Below are 26,569 nucleotides of genomic sequence, written 5' to 3' on the forward strand. Positions count from 1 at the left end.
GCGCATGTTCTGATCGCCCACGGCTTCGTGGGCCGCGCGCACTGTGTCTGCCGGGTCCATTTAGTCGGATTCGCACCGGGGTGTCAACGGCAAGACCCCTGGAGTGAAACACCCCCTGAGGCGCTTCGCGCCTTCACCCTCTCTCGCATTGCTGCGCAATGCGGGAGGGGGACGCTCCCAGTGCGGCGGGGCGGCCCTTGCACGGGAGCACTGGCGCGGGCCGTGCCAGTTTCATGCTCTACGGGTGGCGCCATGGGCAACTGCAGTGCAGGCCTCAGCCCGAGACGATGGCCAGCATCCACTCCGGCAGGGCCACGGCCTTCTTCTGGGGGAAATCGACCCAGATCGTGGTCGCCCCGCCGGCCGCGCAGATCACGCCCGGCCGGTCCACCCGCTCCATGGTGCCCCAGGTCTCGAAGGTGGTGCGCCCCGGATCGCTCACGTAGAACTTGAGCAGCACATCGGCCGGGTATTCGAGTTGCTGGTAGAAGTTGCAGAACGCATTGACGATCACCGGGCCCTGGCCCGAGGGATCGGGGTTGCAGCCCACCGACACCATCCAGTCGATGCGCGCCGTCTCCAGGTAGCGGAAGTACACGGTGTTGTTCACATGGCCCATGGCGTCCATGTCGCCCCAGCGCACGGGAAAGCGCATCTCGTGCACCAGCTTCTTCTTTTCGGGGATTTCAATCTTCATCGGTGTGCCTTGATGGAAGCGAGGATGCCCAATGTAAACAACACGGCGGCAGCCCATTGCGCCGGGGTGGGCCAGCGGCCATCCCAGGCGAAGGAATAGACGAGCGCGAACAGGGTCTCGCTCACGATCAACTGCCCGCACAGGCTGGCGGACAGGCGCTGGCTGGCGATGTTCCACAAAATGGTGGCCAGCCAGCTCGAACCGAAGCCCAGCGCCAGGCACACGGCCATGAAGCTGCCAAACCCCGGCTGAGCGACCAGCGCGGGCAGGCTGGTGCCGCCTGCCAGCCACAGCAGCAGGCCACCCAGGCCGGTGGCCACGCCCAGCCAGTTGGCCCAGTCGGTGGCGCGCACCTCGGGGTGGCGCTTGAGCCAGGCCGAGTTGAGGATGGCAAAGGCCGTCCAGAACACCAGGGCCACGAGGGCGATGGCAATGCCGCGCCAGTAGCTGCCGGCGCCGGGCGCGGCGGCATCGCCGTGTGGCGCCTCGGCCATGAGCACCGGGCCGGCCACGGTGAGCAACAGCCCCGGCACCAGGGCGGCCCAGCGCAGGCCCTGCGGCTTGCCCAGCAGCATGACCTAGACCGGGATGGTGCCAATGATCAGCGCCGGCATCTCGGCCCCCGCGTCGCGGATGGCCCAGACCAGCAGCAGGTAGTAACCCGTGAAGCCCAGTACCGAGAGCCACAGTGCGGCCCAGGCCTGGGCGAGGGTTGGCCGGCGGGAACTGCCGCGCAGGCCCCACAGCAGCATGCCCACGGCCACGGCGCCATAGGCCACGAAGCGGCCCGCCGTCAGGTCCACCGAGGCGAACGAACCCGCCATGTGCGGCGCAACGAACACCAGACCCCAGAGCGCGCCCGCGGCGAGCCCGGCCAGGATGCCGGTCAGCATCCAGGCTCAAACGGCAAAGCCATCGTCTGCGGCGATCACGGCACCGTTGATGAAGTGGCTCTGGTCGCTGGCCAGCATGACGATCAGCGCGTCCAGATTCTCGGGCGCGCCCACGCGCTTGCGCGGCAGCATGTCGATGAGCTTCTTGCCCTGCTCGGTCTGCCAGTGGCGGTGGTTGATCTCGGTGTCGATGTAGCCGGGGCAGATGGCATTGGTGTTGATGCCGAACTTGCCCCACTCCATGGCCATGGCCTTGGTCATCTGCACCACGGCGGCCTTGCTCATGCAGTAGGCGCCGATCTGCGGCAGCACCTTGAGACCGGCCATGGAGGCGATGTTGATGATGCGCCCGCCCGTGAAGCTGCCCGGCGCCGCGCCGCGCGAACGCGCCAGCATGCGCTTGCCAACCTCTTGGGCCACGAAGAACGCGCCCTTGACGTTGGTGTCGAAGATGAAGTCGTAGTCCTCGGGCGTCACGTCCTGCAAGCGCTGCGTGGTGCTCACGCCCGAGTTGTTGACCAGGATGTCGATGGAGCCCATTTCGGTCTCGGCATGGGCCACGGCGGACTTGATGGAGGCGTGGTCGGTCACATCGAGCTCGATCACGTGGGCGTCGCCGCCCTCGCCCTCGATGCGGGCACGCAGTTCCTTGAGCTTTTCGATGCGCCGGCTGGCCAGCACCACCCCGGCCCCGGCGCGCGCCAGCGTGCGCGCGAACTGCGCTCCCAAGCCGCTGGAGGCGCCGGTGATGAAGGCCACCCGGCCGGAAAGATCGATGCTGTATGCCATTTAGAGAGCCTCCACTGCAGAAAAAAGAACGATCGTTCGATTATTTAAAATAGGGCAATACAATCAGTCTCCAGGCAGACAGAATCCCTGCCGCTGTCCGACGACAATCGACACGATATCAAACGCCCGACGAAACACCCATGACGAACGAAGAAATCCTCGCCCAGTATGGTCCCCGTGAAGCAATGGAATACGACGTGGTCGTCGTGGGCGGTGGCCCCGGCGGCATGGCCACCGCGATCCGGCTCAAGCAATTGGCGGCCGAAAAGGGCCAGGACATCTCGGTCGTGGTGCTCGAAAAAGGCTCCGAGCCCGGCGCGCACATCCTGTCTGGCGCCATCATGGACCCCAAGGCCCTCACGGAGCTGATCCCCGACTGGAAGGCCAAGGGCGCGCCCCTGAACCAGCCCGTGACCGACGACGCGATGATTTTCCTGGGCGAGAAGTCGTCCTTCCGCGTGCCCAATGTGTTCCTGCCCCACAACTTCCAGAACCACGGCAACTACGTGGTGCGCCTGGGCAATGTGGTCAAGTGGCTGGGCGAGCAGGCCGAAGCCCTGGGCGTGGAGATCTTCCCCGGCTTCTCGGCGGCCGAGGTGCTCTACAACGAGAACGGCTCCGTCAAGGGCGTGGCCACGGGCAACATGGGCATCAGCAAGGAAGGCGAGCCCACGGGCGACTTCCAACTGGGCATGGAACTGCATGCCAAGTACACCATCTTCGCCGAAGGCTCGCGCGGCCACCTGGGCAAGCAGCTGATCTCGCGTTTCAAGCTCGACGCGCATTCCGACCCGCAGAGCTATGCCATCGGCATCAAGGAACTGTGGGAGATCGACCCACAGCGCCACCAGCCCGGCTTCGTGATGCACACCGCCGGCTGGCCCATGGAGAACGACACCTACGGCGGCGCCTTCCTGTACCATCTGGACGACAACAAGGTGACCCTGGGCTTCATCACCGGTCTGGGCTATTCCAACCCCTACCTCAGCCCGTTCGAGGAATTCCAGCGCTGGAAGACCCACGCCAACATCCGCTGGTACCTGGAGGGCGACGAGTCCAAGGGCATCAAGCCCGCCAAGCGCATCAGCTATGGCGCGCGCGCCATCACGGCCGGCGGCCTGCTGAGCCTGCCCAAGACCATCTTCCCGGGCGGCGCGCTGATCGGCTGCGACGCGGGCTACCTCAACGTGGGCCGCATCAAGGGCAGCCACGCCGCCATCAAGTCCGGCATGCTGGCCGCCGAGGCCGCCTACGACGCCGTGGTGGCCGGGCGCCAGCACGATGAACTGAGCGCCTACCCTGAGGCCTTCGAGAAGAGCTGGCTGCACACCGAGCTCAACAAGGACCGCAACTTCAAGAACTGGTTCAAGAAGGGCCTGGTCACCGCCACCATCATGAACGGCATCGAGCAGTTCGTGCTCAAGGGCAACATCCCCTGGACGCTGCACCGCGACAAGCCCGACCACGTGCACTTGAAGCCCGCGTCCGAGTGCAAGCCCATCATCTACCCCAAGCCCGATGGCAAGCTGACCTTCGACCGCCTGTCCAGCGTGTTCATCAGCAACACCAACCACGCCGAGAACCAGCCGGCCCACCTGACGCTCAAGGATGCGAGCGTGCCGGTGAACATCAACCTGGCCAAGTACGCCGGCCCCGAGGCCCGCTACTGCCCGGCCGGTGTGTACGAGTTCGTGCCCGACACCGCCAAGGGCGGCGACAACCAGCGCCTGCAGATCAACGCGCAGAACTGCGTGCACTGCAAGACCTGCGACATCAAGGACCCCACGCAGAACATCGTGTGGGTGACGCCCGAAGGCGGCGGCGGCCCGAACTACTCGGGCATGTAACCGACCCAAGACAAAGGGCCTGCAATGCAGGCCCTTTTTCATTGGCGTCCCAGGGAGGGATGCAGGGGTCAGCGAAGCTGCAGCTCGTCCGCGCCGTAGACGACCTGGATCGGCTCGATCAGCACCTGCTTGGGCCCCTCTTCCACAGACCCTGCGACCAGCGCCGGGATGCCGAGGCCCTGCGCCACCTCGACCACGCGGGCCGCGTCCTTGGCCGCCACGAACAGGGCGAAACCCGCCCCCATGTTGAGCGTGCCATAGGCCTCGTGGTCGTCGAGCTGGCATTCCTTCTGCATGAACGCCAGCACCGGGCTCACCGGCGGCACCTGCGCAATGCGGTAGGTCAGCGGCTTGGGGTGGCGCAGCAGCTTGCGCCAGCCGTGGCCGGTGATATTGGCGCAGTAATGGGGGTTGATGCCCTGTGCCGCCAGGGCCTCGGTCACCGGCGAGTACAGCACGGTGGGCGCGAGCAGCGCTTCGCCAAAGGTCTGGCCGTTGCCGATGTCCGTGAGATAGCCCTGGGGCAACCGCTCGGCCAGCTTGCGCGCCAGGGACACGCCGTTGGCGTGGATGCCGCTGGAGGCCAGCAGCACGATGGCATCGCCGGCCCCCAACCGGTCGCCCACCGACAGCCGCTCCTTGGGGCTGATGATGCCGGTGCACGAGGCCGCCAGGTCCACCCGGCCGTCGGCCACCACCCCGGCCAGGGCCGGGGTTTCGCCACCGCCCCAGGCCACCTTGCAGATGTCGCAGGCACGCTTCCAGCCCGCCACGAGCGCCTGCGAACGCTGGGCGTCGCCAAACCAGTCGGAACCGCCGGCGGCCCAGTAGGCCTGCACGACCAGCGGGGTCGCGCCCACGGTGATCAGGTCGTTGACCGCCATGGCGATCGTGTCCTGGGCAATACCGTCGTAGTAGCTCTTGCCCGTGAGCCGGGCCATCTCATCGGCCAGCAGGGCCTTGGTGCCCAGGCATTCGACGATGCTGGCCAGGTACATGGGGCCGACGTCGACCACATAGGCCGACTCCCCGCGCGAAGCAGCCACTTCGCTGAAGCCGTGGCCGGCCATGTGCGCCCCGGTCTGGGCCGCCGCACGCTGGGCCGCGACCTTCAAGGGGTCGATCAGTTCGTAGTTGACGCCCGTCTGGTCATAGGTCAACGGGGCGGAGGCGGGGGCAGCAGTCATGGATGGCGTTCTCGGCGGAGTCAGGGCCGCTATTATCGCAAGAGCCCCAGTGCGATCCATCCAAGGCCTTGGGCAGCCCGCGAGCAGGCCCTATGTGGCCCCACCCACGCTCAGGTGGAACTGCCCCATCGCCCCCGCCAGCCGGTTGGCCTGGTCCTTGAGGCTCTGCGCCGCCGCGGCCCCCTGCTCCACCAGTGCGGCGTTCTGCTGCGTCATGTGGTCGAGCTGGTCCACGGCCTGGCTGACCTGGCCGATCTGGCTGCTCTGTTCGCTGCTGGCGGCATGGATCTCGGACATCAGCGCAGTGACCTGCTGCACGCTGGTGACGATGTCCTGCATGGTGGAGCCCGCGGTGACCACCAGGCGTGCACCGTCGCTCACCTTGTCCACGCTGGTGGCGATCAGGGCCTTGATCTCCTTGGCGGCGTTGGCGCTGCGGCCCGCGAGGTTGCGCACCTCGCTGGCCACCACGGCGAAGCCCCGGCCCTGCTCGCCGGCACGCGCCGCCTCCACGGCGGCGTTGAGCGCGAGGATGTTGGTCTGGAAGGCAATGCCGTCGATGATGCCCACGATGTCGGCGATCTTCCGGCTGCTGGCGTTGATCTCGTCCATGGTCTTGACCACCTCGCCGACCACATCGCCGCCCTTCTTCGCCACCTGGGCGGCGCTGTGGGCCAGGCTGTTGGCCTGGCGCGTGCTGTCGGCATTGGCGGCCACGGTCTGCGCCAGTTGCGAAATGCTCGCGGCCGTCTGCTGCAGGCTGCTGGCCGTGTGCTCGGTGCGCGCGCTCAGGTCGGTGTTGCCGGCCGCCACTTCGGAGCTGGCGACATGGATAGACTCACCCGAATCGCGCACCTCGGTCACCACATAGTGCAGGGATTCGACCATCTGGTTGAGCGCGGTGAGCAGCTCGCCGATCTCGTCGCTGCGCTCGGTGGCCATGCGCACCGTGAGATCGCCCTGCGCCACCAGGGCGGCCGCGTCCGAAGCCTGGCGCAGCGGCAGCACGATGGAGCGGCGCAGCAGCCAGCCGAACAGCGCCGAGAGCGCGACCACGAAGGCCACGGCGAGCGCGCTGACCCACTGGGCACGCGAGGCATCGGCGATCATCGCCTGCGCGGCCGCCACCGAGGACTTTTCGGACTCGGCCAGCAACTGGTCGATGGCTTTGAGGTACTGGGCCAGCGCCGCCGCATGCTCCTGCAGCTCCTTCTGGCTGATGACCTTGGATTCGAGCGCGTTCTGCACCAGGGTGTCGCGCAGGACCGCATACTGCTGGCGCTGCGCCTGGGCCTGTTTCCAGGCCGGCAGGGTGCTGTCGGCCGACGATGACGCCGCGAGCGACTCGTCGATGCGCTTGCGCATGGCCTCTTCGGCCGCGAGTTGGGCGCGCATTTCGGCCACCAGGGGGAACACGTCCTGCGAACCCGTGGAACGCAGCGCGATCTGGCCGATGTGCACAGACTGTGTCTTGAACTCGCGCACCGCACGCTCGATGGGCAGTTGCTCTGCCGTGAGCAGCGTGGCCTGGCGTGTGGTGCCCTGGCCGGTGAGCCAGGTGGTGGAGCCCAGCAGCGCCACCGCCACCCCCAGCAGCCCGAAGGCCGCTGCCAGCTTCTGCCCCACGGTCAGGGTGCGCTGGCGGCTGCGCGGGGCTGGCGAAGCAGCGGGGCGGTCCGGCGCGCGGGGCGCGGTTGCAGGGGAGGCCGTGACAGCCTGGATGCGGGTGGCACCGGCTGTCGCTGGAAGGTAGTTCATGGCTTTCTCCGTGGTGTTGCGTATCGGCCGCCCCTCCCCAGGAAAGCGCGGCATGCCCTGCCAATGCAAGCCCTGTGCCACTGGGCCAGGGCATGGCGCCGTTGTCGTCAGGCCGGCTTCAGTCGACCACGGCGCAAGCGCCGAATCCGCCGCCGCCCGGCGTGGAGATCTCGAACACGTCGCCCGGCTCCATGAGCGCCGCGCCGATGTGGTCGAGATCTTCCACCTGGCCATTGGCCCGCAGCACGCGGTTGAGCCCGGTCAGCCCGGCCTGCCCGCCCGCCATGCCGAAGGCCGGCTTGACGCGGCCGTTGGACAAGATGCTCGCCGTCATCTGCTCCAGGAAACGCACGCGGCGCACGCCGCCATTGCCGCCCGCCCAACGGCCCCGGCCGCCCGAGCCCGCGCGGATCTCGTAGCTGTCGAGCACCACGGGGAAGCGGAACTCCAGGATCTCGGGGTCCGTGAGGCGCGAGTTGGTCATGTGCGTCTGCACCACGCTCGTGCCTTCGAAGCCGCGCACCACCTGTCCTTGTGCATCGAGCACCGCACCTGCACCACTGCCGCCCGCGATGGTCTCGTAGTACTGGTACTGCGCATTGCCGAAGGTGAAGTTGTTCATGGTGGGCTGGCTGCCCGCCATGACGCCGAGCGCACCGAACAGCGCATTCGTGATGCAGGTAGAGGTCTCCACATTGCCCGCCACCACCGAAGCCGGCGGGTTGGGGTTGAGCATGGAGCCCTGCGGGATGAGGACCTGCAGGGGCTTGAGGCAGCCGGCATTGAGCGGGATGTCGTCGTCCACCAGGGTGCGGAAAACGTAGAGCACCGCGGCCATGCACACCGCGCGCGGGGCGTTGAAGTTGTTGACCTGCTGCGCGCTGGTGCCCGCGAAGTCGATCACCGCACTACGCTCGGCGGCGTTGACCTTGACCGAGACACTGATCTGCGCGCCGTTGTCGAGAGGCAGGGTGAACTGGCCGTCCTTGAGGTGGGTGATCACGCGGCGCACCGACTCCTCGGCATTGTCCTGCACGTGGCGCATGTAGGCCTGCACGACATCGAGGCCGAACTGCGCCACCATCTTCGACAGCTCCTGCACGCCCTTCTCGTTGGCCGCGATCTGCGCACGCAGGTCGGCCAGGTTCTGGTGCGGATTGCGGCTGGGGTACGGCGTGGTGCCGCCGCCCGTGGCCAGCAGGTGGCGCACCGCCTCTTCCTGGAAGACGCCCTGGTCCACCAGCTTGACGTTGTTGATCTGCACACCCTCTTCCTCGATGCGCGTGGAGAACGGGGGCATGGAGCCCGGCGTGGTGCCGCCGATGTCGGCATGGTGGCCGCGCGAGCCCACATAGAAGGTCGGCTCCTTGCCACCGGCCACGTACACCGGAGTGATCACCGTGACATCGGGCAGGTGGGTGCCACCGTGGTAAGGGTCGTTGAGCATGTAGACGTCGCCCGGCTGCATGCGGCCCGTGTTCTCGCGGATCACGGTCTTGATGCTCTCGCCCATGGAGCCCAGGTGCACGGGCATGTGCGGCGCGTTGGCGATCAGATTGCCCTCGGCATCGAACAGCGCGCAGCTGAAGTCCAGGCGCTCCTTGATGTTCACCGAATAGGCCGTGTTCTGCAGCTGCAGACCCATCTGCTCGGCGATGTTCATGAACAGGTTGTTGAACACTTCGAGCAGCACTGGGTCCACCGTGGTGCCGGCGGCGTACTGCACCGTGCGTGCGGTCACGCGGTCGAGCACCAGGTGGTCCAGGTCCGTGAGGCGGGCCAGCCAGCCGGGCTCCACCACCGTGGTGGTGTTCTTCTCGGCAATGATGGCCGGGCCGGGGATGGCATCGCCGGGCCGCAGGTCTTCGCGCACCACCAGGGCGGCATCGTGCCACTGGCCGCCCGAGTACATGCGCACCGTCTCACGGCGCGGGTGCACGCGCTCGGCGTGCAGGGGCAGGCGTGGCTCGGCCGGTGCATCGCCGGGGATCACGGCCTCGACCGACACGGCCTCCACCACCAGGGACTTGCCCACCATCAGGAAGGCGAAGCGCTGGCGGTAGGCCGCCTCGAAGCCGGCCTGCACCGTGGCGATATCGCCGAACGGAACTACCAGGGCAGAGTCGGTGCCCTCGTAGCGCACATGCACGTTGTGGCGCACCTGCACCGGGTGGCTGCTGACCTGCTGGCGCGTGAGTTCGGCCTGGGCGGCCGCGCCCAGCACCTCCAGGCGCTCGGCGATCAAGGGCAGCGAGGCTGCGGCCAGCGGCAGCTCCACGGCCTGCTCGCGGATCACGGTCTGGTCCGCCAGGCCCATGCCGTAGGCACTGAGCACACCCGCCAGCGGGTGCACGAAGACGCGCGTCATGCCCAGGGCGTCGGCCACCAGGCAGGCATGCTGGCCGCCCGCACCGCCAAAGCACTGCAGGGTGTAGCGCGTCACATCGTAGCCGCGCGCCACCGAAATCTTCTTGATGGCATTGGCCATCTGCTGCACGGCGATCTGGATGAAGCCCTCGGCCACCTCTTCGGGCTGGCGATTCGTCTGCACGGCCAGCTCGGCAAAGCGTGCACGCACGGCCTGGGCGTCCAGGGTCTCGTTGGCGGCGGGGCCGAACACGCTGGGGAAATAGGCGGGCTGCACCTTGCCCACCATGACGTTGGCATCGGTCACGGCCAGCGGGCCGCCGCGGCGGTAGCTCACGGGGCCCGGGTTGGCGCCCGCACTCTCGGGGCCCACGCGGAAACGCGCACCGTCGTAGCTGAGCACCGAGCCCCCGCCAGCGGCCACGGTGTGGATGCTCATCATCGGGGCGCGCATGCGCACACCCGCCACATGGGTCTCGAACTCGCGCTCGAATTCGCCCGCGTAGTGGCTCACATCGGTGGACGTGCCGCCCATATCGAAACCGATCACGCGCTCCTGCCCGGCCAGGCCGGCCGTGCGCGCCATGCCCACAATGCCGCCGGCCGGGCCGGACAGGATCGCGTCCTTGCCCTGGAAGGTCGTCGCATCCGTCAGGCCGCCCGAGGACTGCATGAAGAACAGCTTGACGCCGGGCATCTCGCTGGCCACCTGCTCCACATAGCGGCGCAGGATGGGCGAGAGGTAGGCATCGACCACCGTGGTGTCGCCCCGGCTTACGAACTTCATCATGGGGCTGGTCTCGTGCGAGGTGCTGATCTGCGTGAATCCCACCTCCTTCGCAATGCGCCGTGCCAGTTGCTCATGTTCGGTATGGCGGTAGCCATGCATGAAGACGATGGCCACGCTGCGCAGGCCCCGGCCCCAGGCGGCCAGCAGGTCGCCGCGCAGGCTGGCCTCGTCCAGCGGCTGCATCACCTGGCCGTGCGCCCCCACGCGCTCGCGTGCCTCGACCACCTCGGTGTAGAGCAGCTCGGGCAGCAGGATGTGGCGATCGAACAGGCGCGGCCGGTTCTGGTAGGCGATGCGCAGCGCATCGCGGAAGCCCCGCGTGGTCACCAGCAGCGTGGGCTCGCCCTTGCGTTCGAGCAGCGCGTTGGTGGCCACCGTGGTGCCCATCTTCACGCATTCCACCAGCGCAGGCGTCACGGCCTCGCCGGGCGCCAGGCCCAGCAGGTGGCGGATGCCGGCCACAGCCGCATCCTTGTATTGCTCGGGGTTCTCGGACAGCAGCTTGTGCGTGACCAAGCTGCCGTCGGGGCGCTTGCCGACGATGTCGGTGAAGGTGCCCCCGCGGTCGATCCAGAACTGCCAGCGGGGAAGATGTACTTGGGGTGTCATTGCGTTCATGGTGTTTCCGATGGGAGAGATAAAGGGGTCAGGGCTGGATTCAGGCGGCATCGGCGCAGGCCGGGGCCAGGCGCTGCAGGAGCTGGCGCACGGCGGGAATGGGGGGCGCACTGGCCAGGGCATGCGCGCGCGGGCACCAGGGCCCGCCCAGCGCGGTGGCCCAGGCCATCACGGGCAGGATGTCGGCCGGTGGCAGGGTCTGCATGGCCTCGATCACGATGCGCAGCTCCTGCGCGAGGCGGTTGCCGGGCGCAAAGCGCCAGTGGTACTGGCCGCAGCCCACGCGCACGGCACGGCTGTCCTTCTCGGTCATGGCCACGAGCCAGTCGCAATGGAAGTCCGCGCAGTCCGTTGCAGGGGGATCGGCCAGGCAGACGGTGTAGATGTTCTCGAAGCTGCGGTTGAAATTGCGCACCAGGGTCTCGGCAATCGCCTCGCGCCCCTGGGCCGAAGGCGGAAACACCATGCCGCCCTGGCGCAGCTCCATCTGCAGCAGCGCGCCGCCGGCAAAGGCCTGGGCGATCAGGTGCGGGCGGTTGCCGTCCTTGGCGCGCAGATAGGTCTCGATGGAATCCTGGGGCGTGTGCATGGTGCTTCTCCGGCTGTGGATGGGAAGAATTCAATTCAACGCTGCGTGTAGTAGGGAATGAAGATCTGGTTGGCCTCACCGCCGACGGAACGCACCCACTCGCGTGAGAAGCGTTCGCCCAGGCGCTTGAGGTCGGCATCGAGCTCGGCGCTCGCACGCTCGACCTTGATGCCCTTGCGCTGCAATTCGCCCACGGACTCCTGGGCGATGGCCTCGCTCAGGGTCCAGCCGCGGGCCTCGGCGTCCGACGCGGCCTTGCTGACGGCCTGGCGCACCGGTGCCGGCAGCGCATCGAAGGCCTGCTGGTTCACGAACACGATGTTCTTGGGAAACCAGGCATTGATGCCGTAGTACTGGCGGATCTGGCCCCAGACCTGGTTCTCCACCCCCGTGAGGGCCGAGGTGATCATGGAGTCGAGCTGCCCTGCCGCCAGCGCCTTGTTGACCTCGACCATGGGCACATCCACCGGCGCTGCCCCCAGCATTTCGGCGATGCGCACCGTGGCGGGGTTGTAGGTGCGCATGCGCGTGCCCTTGAAATCGGCAGACGATTTCACCGGTGCAGTGGAGAACAGGCCCTGCGGCGGCCAGGGCACGGCATACAGCGCCTTGAGACCCTTGCGCGTGAAATGCCCTTCGATCAGCGGGCGCTGCAGCTCCCACAGCCGGCGCGCATCGGCATAGCTGCGCACCAGGAAGGGCACGGTGTCGGCCCCGGCGATGGGCATGTCCGCCACCAGGCTGGTCATGATGGTCTCGCCCGCCTGGGCCTTGCCGGCCTGCACCGCCTGGGGAATCTCCGCCAGTTTGGCCAGGCTGTTGTTGGCGTGTACCTCGATCTTCAGGGCCCCGGCGGAGGCCGCCTCCACTTCCTGGGCGAACTGCACCAGATTGCGCGTGTGGAAGGTCTCCGCGCGGTAGCCCGTGGCCAGTTTCCACTGTGCCTGGGCGTGCACCATCGGGGCCACGGCGAGCGCGGCCAACCAGACCATGTGTTTCATGGCAAGTTCCTGGGGTGGGGGAAGAAGGGCCAGCGCAGTGCGCGCCGGCGGACACAGAGGAAGGCGTAAGGCCTGGGGCCTACTTGGACGCGCCCATGACGAGGTCCGGGACGATGGTGACGATCTGCGGGAAGACCGTGATCAGGCCGATGCACACCACCAGGCAGAAGAAGAACGGGATGGCGGCCTTGGCAATGAGGTTGCTGTCCTTGCCGGTCATGTTCTGCAGCACGAAGAGGTTGAAGCCCACGGGCGGCGTGACCTCGGCGATCTCGACCAGCAGGATCACGAAGATGCCGAACCAGATCAGATCGAACCCGGCCTTCTCGATCATGGGCATCACCACGGCGGCGGTCAGCACGATCATGCTGATGCCGTCGAGCGCCGTGCCCAGCACCAGGTACACGCCCACCAGGCAGGCGATCAGCGCATAGGGAGACAGGTGCATGGAGTCGACCCAGGCGGCCAGCTCGCGCGGGATGCCGGTGAAGGCCATGGTCTTGGTCAGGAAGGCGGCGCCCGCCAGGATGAACATGATCATGCAGCTGGTGCGGGCCGAGCCGGCCAGGCCTTCCTTGAAGTTCTGCCAGGTCAATGCCTTGCACCAGGCGGCCAGGGCCAGGGCCCCCACCACGCCATAGGCCGCACATTCCGTCGCCGTGGCCCAGCCGGCCACCAGCGACCAGCAGATGAACACGATGAGCAGCGCGCAGGGAATCAGGTTGCGCGACAGGTGCAGCTTCTCGCGGAAGCTGAGCGCCGGCTCGTCCGGCGGCATACGGTCCTTGTTGCGCACCGACCACCAGGCGATGTAGCCCGAGAACAGCAGCATCAGCAGCAGGCCGGGCAAAAAGCCCGCCAGGAAGATGCGGATGATGGAGGCATCGGCCGCCACGGCGTACACCACCATGGTGATGGACGGCGGGATCAGGATGCCCAGGGTGCCGGCCGTGGCCAGCGAACCGATGGCGATGCCCTCGTCGTAGCCGCGCTTCTTGAGCGCCGGCAGCGAGACCTTGGCGATGGTGGCGCAGGTGGCCGCCGACGAGCCCGAGACCGAGCCGAAGATGCCGCAGCCCAGGATGGTGGTGTGGAACAGCCGCCCGGGCACCTTGCCCAGCCAGGGGGCCAGGCCACTGAACATGTCCTCGCTGAGCCGGGTGCGGAACAGGATCTCGCCCATCCAGATGAACAGCGGCAGGGCCGCCAGCTCCCAGCTCGCATTGCTTTCCCAGAAGGCGGAAAAGAGGTTCAGCCCGGCATGGCTGTTGGTGAAGAAGGCCTGGCCGACCCAGCCACAGATGGCCAGGGTCATGGCGATCCAGACACCGCCGGAGAGCATGAGCAGCATGATCACCAGCAGGAAGGCGCCGATGGAAAGAATGTCCATGGTCGTTCTCCTTACAGGTCCGACGAGAAGTCGCCCTTGGCGTGGCGCTCTTCCACCAGGCGCACGAAGGTGGGCACCCCGCCGCGCGCCACGATCCACCATTCATCGACCACGGCCATGAGGAACAGGATGGAGCCGACGGCAAAGCTCAGCTGGGGGATCCAGACCGGCACAGCCCACAGGCCCTGCGCCACTTCGTTGAATTTCCAGCTCTCGTAGGTGAAGGCGCAGGCCCACCAGGTGAGGTAGCCGATGGCCAGCACGGCCACCGACAGGCAGGCCAGCTCGAAGACGCGGCGCGTGGCCGGCGAGAGCTTTTCAAGCACCAGGGTCACGCGCACGAAGTCGCCGTGCTTGAAGGCATGGGCCATGGTCAGGAAGGCGGCAGCGGCGCACAGCCAGGCCACCACGTCGTTGATGGCGCCGGTGGGAAAGCCGAACTGGCGCCCCAGGGACTGCACCACCATCAGCACGCAGATGGCGGCGATGCACCAGGCACCGATGGTGCCTGCCACGTCGTAGCAGGCATCCAGCACGCGGCGCAGCAGGTGGGGTGGCATGGCCACCCCGGCCTGTACGCCGGCGGGCGCCGCAGAGGTTTGGGTCAGGGAAGACATGGTGGCCTCGTCACTTCTTGCTGTTGAAGGCCTCGATCACGGCCTTGCCTTCATCGCCGGCCACCTTGATCCAGTCGGCCGTCATGCGCTCGCCAATGGGCTTGAACTCGGCCTTGAGGTTGGCGGCCACGGTGTCGACCTGCATGCCCTTGGCGGCCAGTTCCTTGAGGTACTCCTGGTCCTTCTGCTCGCTCAGTGTCCAGCCGCGGCGCTCGGCGATCGCGGCTTGGGCCAGCACGGCCTCCTGCGTGGGCTTGTCCAGCGCGTCGAAGGTCTTCTGGTTCACCACCACGGCATTGCGCGGCAGGAAGGCCGAGACAGCGTAGAAGTACTTCACGCTCTCATAGAGCTTGCTTTCCACGCCGCTGGCGCTGGAAGTGAGGAAGTTGTCCACGGTGCCGGTGGTGAGCGCGGCGGGCAGCTCGGCCAGCTGGATGGTCACGGGCTGGGCGCCCACGGCCACGGCGATGCCCGAGGTCACGGGGTTGAAGGCGCGCATCTTGGTGCTCTTCAAATCCTTGAGCGCCGTGACGGGCTTGGTCGAGTACAGGCTCTGCGCAGGCCAGGCCACGGTGTACAGCAGCTTCATGCCCTGGGCGGCCAGGGTCTTGGTGAGCATGGGGCGCGAGACCTGGTCCAGGCGCTTGGCATCGGCATAGCTGGTGGCCAGGAAGGGGATGGAATCGAGGCCGTAGGCCGCCGACTCGTTGGCCGCGCCCGAGAGGATGAACTCACCGGCCGGAACCTGGCCCGACTGCACCGTGCGCTTGATCTCATTGGCCTTGAACAGCGAGGCATTGGGGTGCACCGTGATCTTGAGCTTGCCGCCCGTGGCTTTGTCCACGTCCTGCGCGAACTGCTGCAGGTTCTGCACCTGGAAGGTGTTGGTGGCATAGCCCGAGGGCAGGTCCCACTTGGCCTGGGCCTGGGCGATGCCGGCGAACGCGAGGGCACACATACTGAAAGCGATGGTTTTCATGGGGAGGCTCCTGGTTTAGAAACTGGCGAGTTGGTGGTTGAGCAGGTCGGAGATCAGCATGCAACCCGGGGCATGGGTGATGCAGAACGCGGGCTGGGCGTGCAGGATGGCGGACTGGGGCGTGACGCCACAGGCCCAGAAGACGGGAATCTCATCGGGCATGAGCGCCACGGCATCGCCGTAGTCGGGCTTGGCAAGATCGGCGATGCCGATCAGCGATGGGTCGCCGATGTGCACCGGCGCGCCGTGCACATTGGGAAAGCGCGAGGTCACCTGCACGGCACGGATCACGTCGGCCGCCTTCATGGGGCGCATGGTCACGACCATGGCGCCGCCGAAGGGGCCGGCCGGCTCGGTGGCTACATTGGTGCGGAACATGGCCACGTTCTTGCCCTCGTCGATGTGGCGCAGCGGGATGCCGGCCTCGATCAACGCCGACTCGAACGAGAACGAGCAGCCCAGGATGAAGGTCACGAGGTCGGGCCGCCAGAAGGCCGAGATGTCAGCCACCTCCTCGGCCAGCTCGCCATGGCGCCACACGCGGTACAGCGGCACGTCGCTGCGGATGTCGATGCCCTCACCCAGAGTGGGCAGCGAGAACTGGCCGGGCTCGCTCACCGCCAGTACCGGGCAGGGCTTGGGGTTGCGCTGGCAAAAGCGCAGGAAATCGCCGGCCTGCACCTCGGGCAGGATGACCAGGTTGCCCTGCACATGGCCATCGGCCAGGCCGCTGGTGTGCGAAGTCCACAGCCCCTGGCGGATCACGCTGCGCACGTGCCGGGGGTTGTCGCTGCCTTGCGGGCCAAAGACCTGGGGTGTGTTGTTGTGTGTGGAGTCCACCATGGGTTCCTTGCGTTGCGAAATGTCAAATGCATGACGATGGGGTGGATTGTGTTGGCGTGTAACCAAGCCTGGCAAATTCAAAAAATTTCTATCAGTTCATCGATTTTTTCGATGCACTACGCTGGAGCACAACTCACCCAACTTGGTGCTAAGTGAAAACCCTAGGAGCATCGAAGATGCGCAAATTGCACCCTCGTCGGGAACGGTGGCACCCCGGGAGTGCCACGGGTGCCAGCGCCTGCACCGCCCTGGCGATGGCGCGCGTGCTGAGGCAGCAGGGAAGCCGGCCAGGGGGATCCAAGGGAGGTGCACCTGCGCCCCGCACGGCAGGGCTGCACCAACTGCATGCACGGCTTCGGCCGCCAGGCCTGCGCAGTGCCCTTGCGGGCATCGGAGAAGCAGAGAAATGGCCGCCGCGGCGCCGTTGCGCGCGGCGTCGCTGTCAGCCTGTCTTCAGGTTTTGGCGCGGCCCTTGGCGCCTTCGGCCTGCAGCTCGACAAAGGCCAGGGCCGAGCGCACGACACCGTCCACCGCCGGCGAGGCCGGGTCTTCGCGGTAGCTCAGGTGGATGGGCAGCGGCCGCAGTTCGGCCTCGCAGGCCAGCGGGCGCAGATCGGGAAAGGCCAGCAGCCGCTGCACGGCCTGGCGCGGCAAGGTGGCCACGCCAAAGCCGCCCTGCACCAACTGCACCATGGCAGAGATGGAAGAAATGGTGTGCACGCAACGCGGCTCCACCTGGGCCTGGCGCAGCACGTCGAGCAAGGTCACATGGGGCTGGGAGCCACGCTGGAAGGTGAGGATGTCGGTCTCGGCAAAGTCCGCGAGTGCATAGCGCCGCTTGCGGTGCAGCTTGCTGTTGCCCACGAAGACCATCTCCATGGGGGTGAGCGCCTGCGTGCGTATGCCCTCGGCCGACGCCGGCAGCGCAGCGAACACCGTGTCCAGCGCGCCGCGGCGGATCTGGTCGAGCAGCACGGGGGTGGTTTCCACCGTGAGCTCCAGCTCCAGCAGCGGGTTGTCCTTGCGCAGCTGCTCGATCCACGGGATCAGCCAGGAGTGCAGCACCGACTCGATGGCCCCGAGGCGGATGGACACCTCCATGGGCGCGCCCGATCCCATCTCGGCCTTGAGCTGGCGCTGCAGCTCCAGCATGCGCTTGGCATAGGTGAGAAAGCGCGTGCCCGCCACCGTAAGCTTGAAGCGCTTGTCGCTGCGGTCCAGCAGCAGCACACCGAGTTCCTCCTCCAGCGCCGCCACGCGGCTGGACATGGCGGACTGGGTGAGGAACAGCTTTTCCGCCGCGCGCGTCACGCTACGCAGGGAGGCAACCCAGTAAAAGGCTTCGACAAAACGCAGGTTCATGGCGGTGCAGTGGACTGTGGGGCGCCGCAATTGTGCGCCCGCTCCAAAGCTGCAGAGCAGCGAACGTGCCACCGCCCTATTCAGCGAACAAAGGCATGTCGGCCTTCTTGAGCGTGCGCAGCACAAAGCTCGAGCGGCTGTGGCGTATGCCCTTGATCTTGTAGAGCTTCTCGCGCAGCAGGCGCTCGTAGTCGCGCGTGTCCTTCACGACCACGCGCAGCAGGTAGTCGTAGTCGCCCGAGACCAGGTGGGCCTCGATCACCTCGGGGATGCTGGCCAGGGTCTCGCCGAACTTCTCGAGCGTGTTGTCCGAATGGCTGTCGAGCGTGACCTGCACCAGCACCGTGTCCGACAGACCCAGCGCCTGCGGGTTCAGTCGCACGGTGTAGCCCTGGATGACGCCCGCCTCCTCCATCTTCTTGATGCGGCCCCAGCAGGGCGATGGGCTCAGACCCACGGCCTGGCCGATCTCCTGCAGGCTGGCGCGCGCATCGCTCTGCAGCACGGCGAGAATTTTTCTGTCAAGGCGGTCCATTCGGCTAATTATTCAACCAAACTGCCAAATGCAGCAAATTTTTCTGCCAATCAACGATTTCTCACAAAACATGGAAAGAACTGCTGCGCAGAGCGGCGCACAATTCATCCATCGAGGCGCTCTTACCGGAGCGCACGAAACGACAGGGCCCCGGACTGGTTACCGCCAGACCGGGGCGCTTGGCAAGCACACCCCCACCTGCCGCAACCGGGTTGTCGCACACGCGACCTTGCGATGGACAACGCCCGTTCGTAAGCACGCTTACCAGCACAAACCCGGATGCCCGTCCCCATGTTGCACCGCCATAATTTGGCAGAGGCCTGCCACTCTGTGGCACCGCCTTTCCAAAGGCATGGCACGCTGTAGAAAGCCAGCCCATCAACAACAGGAGACACCATGCAACTGACCCGACTCGTCGTTGGCCTGAGCCTTGCGCTCGGCTTTGTGGCCACCGCTGCCGCGCAGACCACCATGCGCATCAGCATTTCCACGGCCCAGAATTCCCACCAGGGCGTTGCCATCGACACCTTCGCCAAGGAAGTCGAGAAGCGCACGGGCGGCCGCTACAAGGTGCAGACCTTCTACAACGGTGCTCTGGGCGGCGAGCGCGAGTCCATCGAAGCCGTGCAACTGGGCACGCAGGAGCTGGCCTTCAGCTCCACCGGCCCCATCCCCAACTTCGTGCCCGAGACCAAGATCCTGGACGTGCCCTTCCTGTTCCGCGACAAGGCCCATGCCCGCGCCGTGCTCGATGGCCCCATCGGCCAGGAAATGCTGACCAAGTTCGACGCCAAGGGCTTCAAGGCGCTGGCCTGGGCGGAGAACGGCTTTCGCCACATGACCAACAGCAAGCGCGATGTGAAGGAGCCTGGCGACCTCAAGGGCCTGAAGATGCGCACCATGGAGAACCCCGTGCACATCGCGGCCTACAAGGGCTTCGGCATCATCACCACGCCCATGGCCTTCCCTGAAGTGTTCACCGCCCTGCAGCAGGGCACGGTGGACGGCCAGGAGAACCCCCTGCCCGTGATCATCTCGGCCAAGTTCGACCAGGTGCAAAAGCACCTCACGCTCACGGGCCATGTCTACTCGCCCTGCATCTTCGTGATGAACAAGGCCTCGTTCGACAAGCTCAGCGCCGCCGACAAGCAGGCCTTCATCGACGCCGCCAAGGAAGGCACCAAGGCCAACCGCGCCCGCGTGGACGAGGACGACGCCAAGGGCGTGGCCGACCTGCGCGCCAAGGGCATGACCGTGATCGACAACGTGGACAAGGCCAAGTTCGTGGCCACCCTGGCACCCGTGAACGCCGAGTTCGAGAAGCAGTTCGGCAAGGCTGCGCTCGACAAGATCCGCGACGTCAAGTAACCCGTCCGCCGCGTTGCCCACCCCACGGAGAACCAAACGCCTGCAGCCCATCGCTGCGGACGTTTGGTTCTTGTCGTTTCACTCCCCTTTTTCCTCCTGCCGGGCCCTGCCCCATGAAAAACGCTTTTTTGACCTTTGAGCGGTGGACGACCTCCATCGCCATGCTGGGGGCCTGCGCCATGCTGGCGCTGGCCTCCACCCTGGGCATGTTCCAGATCCTCATGCGCTTCGTGCTCGAACAGCCGGCCGAGTGGACCGAGGTGCTGATCCGCTTCAGCCTGATCTGGATGGTGTTCCTGGCCATCCCGGCCGCCTTCCGCCAGGGCGCCATGGTGAGCGTGGATGTGCTGTACCGCTGGAGCAAGCCCGGCATGCGCCGCGTGCTCGACTGGGTGGTGGCACTCGCCGCGCTGGCCCTGATCGGCGTGATCATCTGGTGGGGTTGGGACTACTCGGTGCGCGGCGGCGTGCAGAGCATGGCGGGGCTGGAATCGGTCTCGATGTTCTGGGCTTACCTGGCCATGCCGGTGGGCGGGCTGTTCTGCATCTTCGGCATCATCGGCAACCTGCTCGATCCCCTGCGCATGGAACTGGAGACCGCCCAATGAGCGCCGTGATGATTTCCACGATGGTGCTGTGCTTTGCACTCACCATCTCGGTGGCGGTGTCCATCGGCCTGGCGTCCATCCTGGGCATCCAGGCGTCCAACGCCAACATGCTCATCTCCGTCAAGGAGATGTTCGCCTCGATCAACAAGTTTCCGCTCGCGGCCATTCCCTTCTTCATCCTCGCGGGCAATCTGATGGAGACCGGCGGCATCTCGCGCCGCCTGGTGGAGTTCGCCAAAAGCATCGTGGGCGGCGTGCAGGGCGGCCTGCCCATGACCTGCGTGCTCACCTGCATGATCTTCGCCGCGGTGTCGGGCTCGTCGGTGGCCACCACCTTCGCCATCGGCGCCATTCTGATCCCGGCGCTCATCAAGCACGGCTACCCCACGAGCTATGCCGCCGCACTGCAGGCCACCAGCGCCGAGCTGGGCGTGATCATTCCGCCCTCCATCCCCATGATCCTCTACGGCGTGAGCGCCGAGGTATCGATCGGCGAGTTGTTCATCGCGGGCTTCGGCCCCGGCCTGCTCATCAGCTTTGCGCTGATGCTCTTCGTCTGGGTCTATTGCAAGTGGAAGGGATGGGGCAAGAACGACGGCGAAGGCCGCATGTCTTTCGGCAAGGCGACCCTGCAGGCCGGCTGGGCGCTGCTGATGCCCGTGATCATCCTGGGCGGCATCTACGGGGGCGTGTTCACGCCAACCGAGGCCTCGGCCGTGGCCGTGTTCTATGCACTCATCGTCGGCATGGTGATCTACCGCGAAATCAAGATCCGGGACCTCTTCGCCATCCTGCGCAAGTCGGCCATCTCGTCGGCGGTGATCATGTTCATCATCGCCAATGCCGGGCTGTTCGCCTTCCTCATCACGCGCGCCGGCGTGCCCGATGCCATCGGCCGCTGGCTCGAGGCCGTGCTGCAGTCGCCCGCCATGTTCCTGCTGGGTGTGAATGCCGCCCTGTTCGTGATCGGCATGTTCATCGAGACCAGTGCGGCCATCATCGTGCTGGCGCCCATCCTGGCACCGGTGGCCGTGCACTTCGGCGTGGACCCGGTGCACTTCGGCCTCATCATGGTGGTGAACCTGGCCCTGGGCATGATCACGCCGCCCTTCGGCGTGAACCTGTTCGCGGCCTGCACGGTGGCGCGGATTTCGCTGGACCGGATCATCAAGCACCTGCTGCCCTTCGTGTGCGTGATCCTCGTGTGCCTGATGGTCATCACCTACGTCCCGAGTATTTCGCTGGCGCTTCGCGATCTGGTGTATTCAAAGTAGTTAGAATCGCCAAGTCAGGAGAGAGTCCCCTTCGCGGGGGCCGCCGAAGGCGCAGGGACACCCCGAACGCTCAGGCAAAAGGACTGGCAACCGCCTGCAGGGATGCAGGCGTTCCCTTGCTGGAGAGAGGTGGCTACATGCATGCAGCATGCAGGCCATCCACCGAAGGAGCAAGCCGCAGCCGCCAGCCAGGGTGGTGCGGTGAATCTCTCAGGTAAAGCGGACAGCAGGGCAAATCCCGCAACCCATGGGTGGGTTGCGGCCCCCATTTGCCCGGAGTCCGCCCCATGTCAGCCCCTGCCACCACCGCAGCCCCCCTGCTCACCACGCCCCTGAACGCCCTGCACTTGGAGCTGGGCGCCCGCATGGTGCCGTTTGCCGGCTACTCCATGCCCGTGCAGTACCCCGCCGGCCTGATGGCCGAGCATGTGCACACGCGCACGGCGGCAGGCCTGTTCGACGTGTCGCACATGGGCCAGCTCAAGCTCGTCGGCCCCGATGCCGCCGCCGCCTTCGAGACCCTGGTGCCCGTGGACGTGGTCGACCTGCCCGTGGGCAAGCAGCGCTATGGCCTGCTGCTGACCGACGAGGGCACCATCATCGACGACCTGATGTTCTTCAACCAGGGCAACGGCACGCTGTTCGTGATCGTCAACGGCGCCTGCAAGGTGGGGGACATCGCCCATATCCAGGCGCGCATCGGCCAGCGCTGCGAGGTGCAGCCCATGCCCGACCACGCCCTGCTGGCACTGCAAGGCCCCCAGGCCGTGACCGCGCTGGCCCGCCTGGCGCCGGGCATCGAGAAGCTGGTGTTCATGACCGGCGGCAACTACACCATCGCCGGCTGCGACTGCTTCGTCACGCGCAGCGGCTACACCGGCGAAGACGGCTTCGAGATCTCCGTGCCCGCCGCCCAGGCCGACACCCTGGCCCGCGCCCTGCTGGCCCAGCCCGAGGTCAAGCCCATCGGCCTGGGCGCCCGCAACTCGCTGCGCCTGGAAGCCGGCCTGTGCCTGTACGGCAACGACATCGACACCACCACCACCCCGCCCGAGGCGGCGCTGAACTGGGCCATCCAGAAGGTGCGCCGCACCGGCGGCGCGCGAGCAGGGGGCTTCCCCGGCGCCGACAAGGTGCTGGCGCAGATCGACAACCCCGCCAGCCTGCCGCGCAAGCGCGTGGGCCTGGTGGCGCTGGAGCGCGTGCCCGTGCGCGAGCACACCGAATTGCAAAGCGCCGACGGCCAGAAGATCGGCGAAGTCACCAGCGGCCTCTTGGGCCCCACGGTGAACGAACCCGTGGCCATGGGCTACGTGACGCCGGCATTTGCCGCCATCGGCACCCGAGTCAACGCCATCGTGCGCGGCAAGGCCGTGCCCATGCAGGTGCGCGCCATGCCCTTCGTACCCGCCAACTATTTCCGCGGCTGATTTCACACCGCGGCGGGCCTGGCCCGCTACATTGCTGATTCCTTCATTCTTCAAAGCCCAGGAGCTTTCCCCATGACCGTCAAATTCTCCAAAGACCACGAGTGGATCAACGCCGCTGACACCGACGCAGCCGTGGTGGGCATCACCGTGCACGCCCAGGACGCCCTGGGCGACGTGGTGTTCGTGGACCTGCCCGAAGTGGGCAAGAGCTTCGCCCAGGGCGAAGTGGCCGGCGTGGTCGAGTCTGTCAAGGCCGCGGCCGACGTGTACATGCCCGTCTCGGGCGAGATCGTCGAGGTCAACGAAGCCCTGCGTGCCGACCCCTCGCTGGCCAACTCCGATCCCCTGGACGCCGGCTGGTTCTTCAAGGTCAAGCTCAGCGATGCCGCCCAGCTCGACGGCTTGCTGAACGAGACCGACTACACCGAATTCGCGAAAAACGCGTAACTGCCAACGCCCCCTGCCCTCCTGCCTGAGACCTGCCCCATGTTGATGCAATCCGCCCTGCCGCTCGGCGCGCTCGAAAACGCCACCGAATTCCTGCCCCGCCACATCGGCATCGACGCGGCCGACGAAGCGCACATGCTGTCGGTGATCGGCGAGGCCTCGCGCCGCGCCCTCATCGAGAGCATCGTGCCGCGCTCCATTGCACGCAGCACGGCCATGGACCTGCCCGCCCCCGTGACGGAGGCTGCGGCCCTGGCAGAACTCAAGGCCATGGCAGGCAAGAACCAGGTGCTCAAGAGCTTCATTGGCCAGGGCTACTACGGCACGCACACGCCGGGCGTGATCCTGCGCAACATCCTCGAGAACCCGGCCTGGTACACGGCCTACACGCCCTACCAGGCCGAGATCTCGCAGGGCCGCATGGAGGCGCTGGTCAACTTCCAGACCATGGTCTGCGACCTCACCGGCATGCCCATTGCCAACGCGTCCATGCTCGACGAGGCCACGGCCGCAGCCGAGGCCATGGCGCTGGCCAAGCGCTCGGTCAAGAGCAAAAGCAACCGCTTCATCGTCGCCGGTGACGCACACCCGCAGACCATCGAGGTCATCCAGACCCGCGCCAAGCCGCTCAACATTGAGGTGGTGCTGGCCAATTCCGCACCCGAGTGGCATGCCGCGCTCGATGGCGAGTACTTTGCCGTGCTGGCCCAGTACCCCGCCACCAGCGGCCGCATCGACGAGCTGCGCGCCGACGTGGAAAAGGCCCATGGCAAGCAGGCCGCCTTCATCGCCGCAGCCGACCTGCTGGCGCTGACCCTGATCACCCCGCCCGGCGAATGGGGCGCCGACATCGTGGTCGGCACCACGCAGCGTTTCGGCATGCCCATGGGCGCGGGCGGCCCGCACGCCGCCTACATGGCCTGCCGCGACGAGTTCAAACGCTCCCTGCCCGGCCGCCTGGTCGGCGTGAGCGTGGACGTGCACGGCAAGCCGGCCTACCGCCTGGCGCTGCAGACGCGCGAACAGCACATCCGCCGCGAAAAGGCGACGTCCAACATCTGCACCGCCCAGGTGCTGCCGGCCGTGGTGGCCAGCATGTACGCCGTGTACCACGGGCCCGAGGGCCTGAAGCGCATCGCCCAGCGCGTGGCCAGCTACACCGCCATCCTGGCCAAGGGCCTGGAACAGCTGGGCGCCCCCGTGCGTCCGCAGGCGACCTTCGACACCCTCACGCTCAAGACCGATGGCGCCACCCAGGCCATCGCCGCACGCGCCGTGCAGCTGGGCGCCAACCTGCGCGTGTACTTCGAGCACTACCTGTGCATCTCGCTCGACGAAACCACCACGCGCGCCGACATCGCCCTCCTGTGGAAGATTTTCGCCAAGGACGGCCAGGCCCTGCCCACCTTCGACGCCTTCGAGAAGGGCGTGGAGCTGCTGATCCCGGCCGAGCTGCGCCGCACCAGCGCCTACCTGACACACCCGGTGTTCAACACCCACCACAGCGAAACCGGCATGCTGCGCTACATCCGCCAGCTGTCCGACAAGGACCTGGCGCTGGACCGCAGCATGATCCCGCTGGGCAGCTGCACCATGAAGCTCAACGCCACGAGCGAGATGATCCCCATCACCTGGCCCGAGTTCGCCCAGGTGCACCCGTTTGCACCGGCCAACCAGCTCGAAGGTTACCGCCTGCTCGACGAACAGCTACGCGCCTGGCTGTGCCAGGCCACGGGCTATGCCGGCATCAGCCTGCAGCCCAACGCCGGCTCGCAAGGCGAGTACGCGGGCCTCTTGGCCATCAAGGCCTACCACGAGGCCCAGGGCCATGGCCACCGCAACATCTGCCTGATCCCCAGCAGCGCGCACGGCACCAACCCCGCCAGCGCCCAGATGGTGGGCATGCAGGTGGTGGTGACGGCCTGCGACGCCAACGGCAACGTGGACCTCGTGGACCTGCAAGCCAAATGCGAGCAGCACAGCGCCAACCTGGCCGCCGTGATGATCACCTACCCCAGCACGCACGGCGTGTTCGAGACCCAGGTCAAGGAGCTGTGCGCCCTGGTGCACCAGCACGGCGGCCGCGTCTACGTGGACGGCGCCAACATGAACGCCCTGGTGGGCGTGGCCGCGCCCGGCGAGTTCGGCGGCGACGTGAGCCATTTGAACCTGCACAAGACCTTCTGCATCCCCCACGGCGGCGGCGGCCCGGGCGTGGGCCCCGTGTGCGTGGTGGAAGACCTCGTGCCCTACCTGCCCGGCCATGCGACGGCCGGCGTCGCTGGCGGCGTGGGCGCCGTCTCGGCCGCCCCGCTGGGCAATGCCGCCGTGCTGCCCATCAGCTGGATGTACTGCCGCATGATGGGCGCCGAGGGCCTGCAGGCCGCGACCGAGACCGCCATCCTGTCGGCCAACTACATCAGCGCGCGCCTCAAGGACCACTACCCCACGCTGTACGCAAGCGCCAACGGCCATGTGGCGCACGAGTGCATCCTGGACCTGCGCCAGCTCAAGGACACCAGCGGCGTGATGGCCGAGGACGTGGCCAAGCGCCTGATCGACTACGGCTTCCACGCGCCCACGCTGAGCTTCCCGGTGCCCAACACGCTGATGGTGGAGCCCACCGAGAGCGAGACGCTGTTCGAGATCGACCGCTTCATCGACGCGATGATCGCCATCCGCGAGGAGATCCGCCAGATCGAGGCCGGCGCCTGGCCGCAGGACAACAATCCCCTGAAGAATGCGCCGCACACGGCGGAGAGTCTGCTGACTGGCGAGTGGGCGCGGCCCTATCCTCGCGAGGTGGCGGCGTACCCCGTGGCGGCCTTGCGCTCCAGCAAGTACTGGTCGCCGGTGGGGCGGGTGGACAATGTGTGGGGGGATCGCAATCTGGCGTGCAGTTGCATTCCGGTCAGCGATTACGCTTGATCTTTCGGTTCGTGGCGGGGTCTGTGGTGGCTTCCTGCCTGTGCTGAGGGCGGGGGCCGGGATGTTCTCTCCGACGCGGCTGTTTTGATGGCGTGCCTTTGCCAAGGGCGGGAGCCGGGTCTCGGCCCGGCGGCCGAGGTACTTGTTCTTTGCTTCGCTGTACAGACCGGGGACATGGTGAACACCTGTGCGGAGACATGGTGAACACTTTTCATTAGACGGCGTTCGTGCTGGCCAGGTCAATCACCAGGC

20 protein-coding genes, 1 pseudogene and 2 riboswitches are annotated in these 26,569 nt (G+C 66.7%); of the genes and pseudogenes, 7 read left to right on the forward strand and 14 right to left on the reverse strand.

Annotation, left to right across the window (positions count from 1 at the left end):
* Positions 1-274: 274 nt before the first annotated feature.
* The 3 genes and pseudogenes from HNP48_RS33310 to HNP48_RS33320 all read right to left on the reverse strand — a co-directional run bounded on the left by HNP48_RS33310 (position 275) and on the right by HNP48_RS33320 (position 2,379).
* A complete protein-coding gene (locus HNP48_RS33310) occupies positions 275-697 on the reverse strand; it encodes a thioesterase family protein (protein ID WP_184865546.1) in 423 nt (140 codons plus the stop codon).
* Positions 694-1,590 (reverse strand): annotated as a pseudogene (locus HNP48_RS33315) (DMT family transporter). The gene HNP48_RS33310 and the pseudogene HNP48_RS33315 overlap by 4 nt, the downstream one beginning before the upstream one ends.
* A 6-nt stretch (positions 1,591-1,596) precedes the next feature.
* On the reverse strand, positions 1,597-2,379 hold the full coding sequence (locus HNP48_RS33320; protein WP_184865548.1) for an SDR family oxidoreductase: 783 nt from the start codon (positions 2,377-2,379) through the stop codon (positions 1,597-1,599).
* Between the two features lie 140 nt (positions 2,380-2,519).
* Here HNP48_RS33320 and HNP48_RS33325 point away from each other — a divergent pair, with 140 nt between their 5' ends.
* Positions 2,520-4,226, forward strand: coding sequence for an electron transfer flavoprotein-ubiquinone oxidoreductase (locus HNP48_RS33325; RefSeq protein WP_184865550.1), 1,707 nt, complete (start codon positions 2,520-2,522; stop codon positions 4,224-4,226).
* A gap of 68 nt (positions 4,227-4,294) precedes the next feature.
* On the opposite strand, the gene HNP48_RS33330 is transcribed toward HNP48_RS33325, so the two are convergent.
* The 11 genes from HNP48_RS33330 to HNP48_RS33380 all read right to left on the reverse strand — a co-directional run bounded on the left by HNP48_RS33330 (position 4,295) and on the right by HNP48_RS33380 (position 18,262).
* Positions 4,295-5,413 carry an AIR synthase-related protein gene (locus tag HNP48_RS33330; protein ID WP_184865552.1) on the reverse strand — a complete coding sequence of 373 codons (1,119 nt, stop codon included), beginning with the start codon at positions 5,411-5,413 and terminating at the stop codon, positions 4,295-4,297.
* A gap of 90 nt (positions 5,414-5,503) precedes the next feature.
* Positions 5,504-7,171, reverse strand: coding sequence for a methyl-accepting chemotaxis protein (locus HNP48_RS33335; RefSeq protein ID WP_184865555.1), 1,668 nt, complete (start codon positions 7,169-7,171; stop codon positions 5,504-5,506).
* Positions 7,172-7,289: 118 nt separating this feature from the next.
* Entirely contained in the window at positions 7,290-10,946 is a 3,657-nt protein-coding gene (locus HNP48_RS33340) for a hydantoinase B/oxoprolinase family protein (RefSeq protein ID WP_184865557.1), read from the reverse strand.
* A gap of 40 nt (positions 10,947-10,986) precedes the next feature.
* Positions 10,987-11,535 carry a hypothetical protein gene (locus tag HNP48_RS33345; RefSeq protein ID WP_184865559.1) on the reverse strand — a complete coding sequence of 183 codons (549 nt, stop codon included), beginning with the start codon at positions 11,533-11,535 and terminating at the stop codon, positions 10,987-10,989.
* A 35-nt stretch (positions 11,536-11,570) separates the two neighbouring features.
* Complete coding sequence (locus HNP48_RS33350) at positions 11,571-12,536, reverse strand: TRAP transporter substrate-binding protein (RefSeq protein ID WP_184865561.1); 966 nt, start codon at positions 12,534-12,536, stop codon at positions 11,571-11,573.
* Between the two features lie 79 nt (positions 12,537-12,615).
* Positions 12,616-13,926: a TRAP transporter large permease gene (locus HNP48_RS33355; protein ID WP_184865563.1), complete on the reverse strand. Its 1,311-nt coding sequence runs from the start codon at positions 13,924-13,926 to the stop codon at positions 12,616-12,618.
* Positions 13,927-13,937: 11 nt separating this feature from the next.
* Positions 13,938-14,486 (reverse strand): TRAP transporter small permease subunit, encoded by a 549-nt coding sequence (locus HNP48_RS33360; RefSeq protein ID WP_184865585.1) that lies wholly within the window; start codon positions 14,484-14,486, stop codon positions 13,938-13,940.
* A 67-nt stretch (positions 14,487-14,553) separates the two neighbouring features.
* On the reverse strand, positions 14,554-15,522 hold the full coding sequence (locus tag HNP48_RS33365; RefSeq protein WP_184865565.1) for a TRAP transporter substrate-binding protein: 969 nt from the start codon (positions 15,520-15,522) through the stop codon (positions 14,554-14,556).
* Positions 15,523-15,537: 15 nt separating this feature from the next.
* Positions 15,538-16,296, reverse strand: coding sequence for a putative hydro-lyase (locus HNP48_RS33370; RefSeq protein ID WP_184865587.1), 759 nt, complete (start codon positions 16,294-16,296; stop codon positions 15,538-15,540).
* A gap of 522 nt (positions 16,297-16,818) precedes the next feature.
* On the reverse strand, positions 16,819-17,727 hold the full coding sequence (locus tag HNP48_RS33375; protein ID WP_184865567.1) for a LysR family transcriptional regulator: 909 nt from the start codon (positions 17,725-17,727) through the stop codon (positions 16,819-16,821).
* A 76-nt stretch (positions 17,728-17,803) separates the two neighbouring features.
* Positions 17,804-18,262: an Lrp/AsnC family transcriptional regulator gene (locus HNP48_RS33380; protein WP_184865569.1), complete on the reverse strand. Its 459-nt coding sequence runs from the start codon at positions 18,260-18,262 to the stop codon at positions 17,804-17,806.
* A gap of 396 nt (positions 18,263-18,658) precedes the next feature.
* Here HNP48_RS33380 and HNP48_RS33385 point away from each other — a divergent pair, with 396 nt between their 5' ends.
* The 6 genes from HNP48_RS33385 (at position 18,659) to gcvP (ending at position 26,317) form a co-directional block, all read left to right on the forward strand.
* Positions 18,659-19,630, forward strand: a complete 972-nt coding sequence (locus HNP48_RS33385; protein WP_184865571.1) for a TRAP transporter substrate-binding protein — start codon at positions 18,659-18,661, stop codon at positions 19,628-19,630.
* 113 nt (positions 19,631-19,743) lie between these two features.
* A complete protein-coding gene (locus HNP48_RS33390; RefSeq protein ID WP_184865573.1) occupies positions 19,744-20,238 on the forward strand; it encodes a TRAP transporter small permease in 495 nt (164 codons plus the stop codon).
* Positions 20,235-21,512 carry a TRAP transporter large permease gene (locus HNP48_RS33395; RefSeq protein ID WP_184865575.1) on the forward strand — a complete coding sequence of 426 codons (1,278 nt, stop codon included), beginning with the start codon at positions 20,235-20,237 and terminating at the stop codon, positions 21,510-21,512. The genes HNP48_RS33390 and HNP48_RS33395 overlap by 4 nt, the downstream gene beginning before the upstream one ends.
* 5 nt (positions 21,513-21,517) lie before the next feature.
* Positions 21,518-21,608: riboswitch (glycine riboswitch) on the forward strand.
* A gap of 13 nt (positions 21,609-21,621) precedes the next feature.
* Positions 21,622-21,749, forward strand: a riboswitch (glycine riboswitch).
* A 50-nt stretch (positions 21,750-21,799) separates the two neighbouring features.
* Positions 21,800-22,942 (forward strand): glycine cleavage system aminomethyltransferase GcvT, encoded by a 1,143-nt coding sequence (gene gcvT / locus HNP48_RS33400; RefSeq protein ID WP_184865577.1) that lies wholly within the window; start codon positions 21,800-21,802, stop codon positions 22,940-22,942.
* A 72-nt stretch (positions 22,943-23,014) separates the two neighbouring features.
* Positions 23,015-23,389, forward strand: a complete 375-nt coding sequence (gene gcvH, locus HNP48_RS33405) for a glycine cleavage system protein GcvH (RefSeq protein ID WP_184865579.1) — start codon at positions 23,015-23,017, stop codon at positions 23,387-23,389.
* Between the two features lie 39 nt (positions 23,390-23,428).
* Entirely contained in the window at positions 23,429-26,317 is a 2,889-nt protein-coding gene (gcvP, locus tag HNP48_RS33410; RefSeq protein WP_184865581.1) for an aminomethyl-transferring glycine dehydrogenase, read from the forward strand.
* Positions 26,318-26,569 lie beyond the last annotated feature (252 nt).

This window comes from Acidovorax soli (genome assembly GCF_014207955.1).
Classification (GTDB): Bacteria; Pseudomonadota; Gammaproteobacteria; order Burkholderiales; family Burkholderiaceae_C; genus Acidovorax; species Acidovorax soli_A.

Coding starts and splice junctions, on each gene's coding strand:
- gcvT (WP_184865577.1), top strand. CDS start 21,800: ATGTCAGCCCCTGCCACCACCGCAGCCCCCCTGCTCACCACGCCCCTG.
- HNP48_RS33395 (WP_184865575.1), top strand. CDS start 20,235: ATGAGCGCCGTGATGATTTCCACGATGGTGCTGTGCTTTGCACTCACC.
- HNP48_RS33340 (WP_184865557.1), bottom strand. CDS start 10,946: ATGAACGCAATGACACCCCAAGTACATCTTCCCCGCTGGCAGTTCTGG.
- HNP48_RS33390 (WP_184865573.1), top strand. CDS start 19,744: ATGAAAAACGCTTTTTTGACCTTTGAGCGGTGGACGACCTCCATCGCC.
- HNP48_RS33335 (WP_184865555.1), bottom strand. CDS start 7,171: ATGAACTACCTTCCAGCGACAGCCGGTGCCACCCGCATCCAGGCTGTC.
- HNP48_RS33360 (WP_184865585.1), bottom strand. CDS start 14,486: ATGCCACCCCACCTGCTGCGCCGCGTGCTGGATGCCTGCTACGACGTG.
- HNP48_RS33350 (WP_184865561.1), bottom strand. CDS start 12,536: ATGAAACACATGGTCTGGTTGGCCGCGCTCGCCGTGGCCCCGATGGTG.
- HNP48_RS33365 (WP_184865565.1), bottom strand. CDS start 15,522: ATGAAAACCATCGCTTTCAGTATGTGTGCCCTCGCGTTCGCCGGCATC.
- gcvP (WP_184865581.1), top strand. CDS start 23,429: ATGTTGATGCAATCCGCCCTGCCGCTCGGCGCGCTCGAAAACGCCACC.
- HNP48_RS33310 (WP_184865546.1), bottom strand. CDS start 697: ATGAAGATTGAAATCCCCGAAAAGAAGAAGCTGGTGCACGAGATGCGC.
- HNP48_RS33375 (WP_184865567.1), bottom strand. CDS start 17,727: ATGAACCTGCGTTTTGTCGAAGCCTTTTACTGGGTTGCCTCCCTGCGT.
- HNP48_RS33320 (WP_184865548.1), bottom strand. CDS start 2,379: ATGGCATACAGCATCGATCTTTCCGGCCGGGTGGCCTTCATCACCGGC.
- HNP48_RS33385 (WP_184865571.1), top strand. CDS start 18,659: ATGCAACTGACCCGACTCGTCGTTGGCCTGAGCCTTGCGCTCGGCTTT.
- gcvH (WP_184865579.1), top strand. CDS start 23,015: ATGACCGTCAAATTCTCCAAAGACCACGAGTGGATCAACGCCGCTGAC.
- HNP48_RS33380 (WP_184865569.1), bottom strand. CDS start 18,262: ATGGACCGCCTTGACAGAAAAATTCTCGCCGTGCTGCAGAGCGATGCG.
- HNP48_RS33325 (WP_184865550.1), top strand. CDS start 2,520: ATGACGAACGAAGAAATCCTCGCCCAGTATGGTCCCCGTGAAGCAATG.
- HNP48_RS33345 (WP_184865559.1), bottom strand. CDS start 11,535: ATGCACACGCCCCAGGATTCCATCGAGACCTATCTGCGCGCCAAGGAC.
- HNP48_RS33355 (WP_184865563.1), bottom strand. CDS start 13,926: ATGGACATTCTTTCCATCGGCGCCTTCCTGCTGGTGATCATGCTGCTC.
- HNP48_RS33330 (WP_184865552.1), bottom strand. CDS start 5,413: ATGACTGCTGCCCCCGCCTCCGCCCCGTTGACCTATGACCAGACGGGC.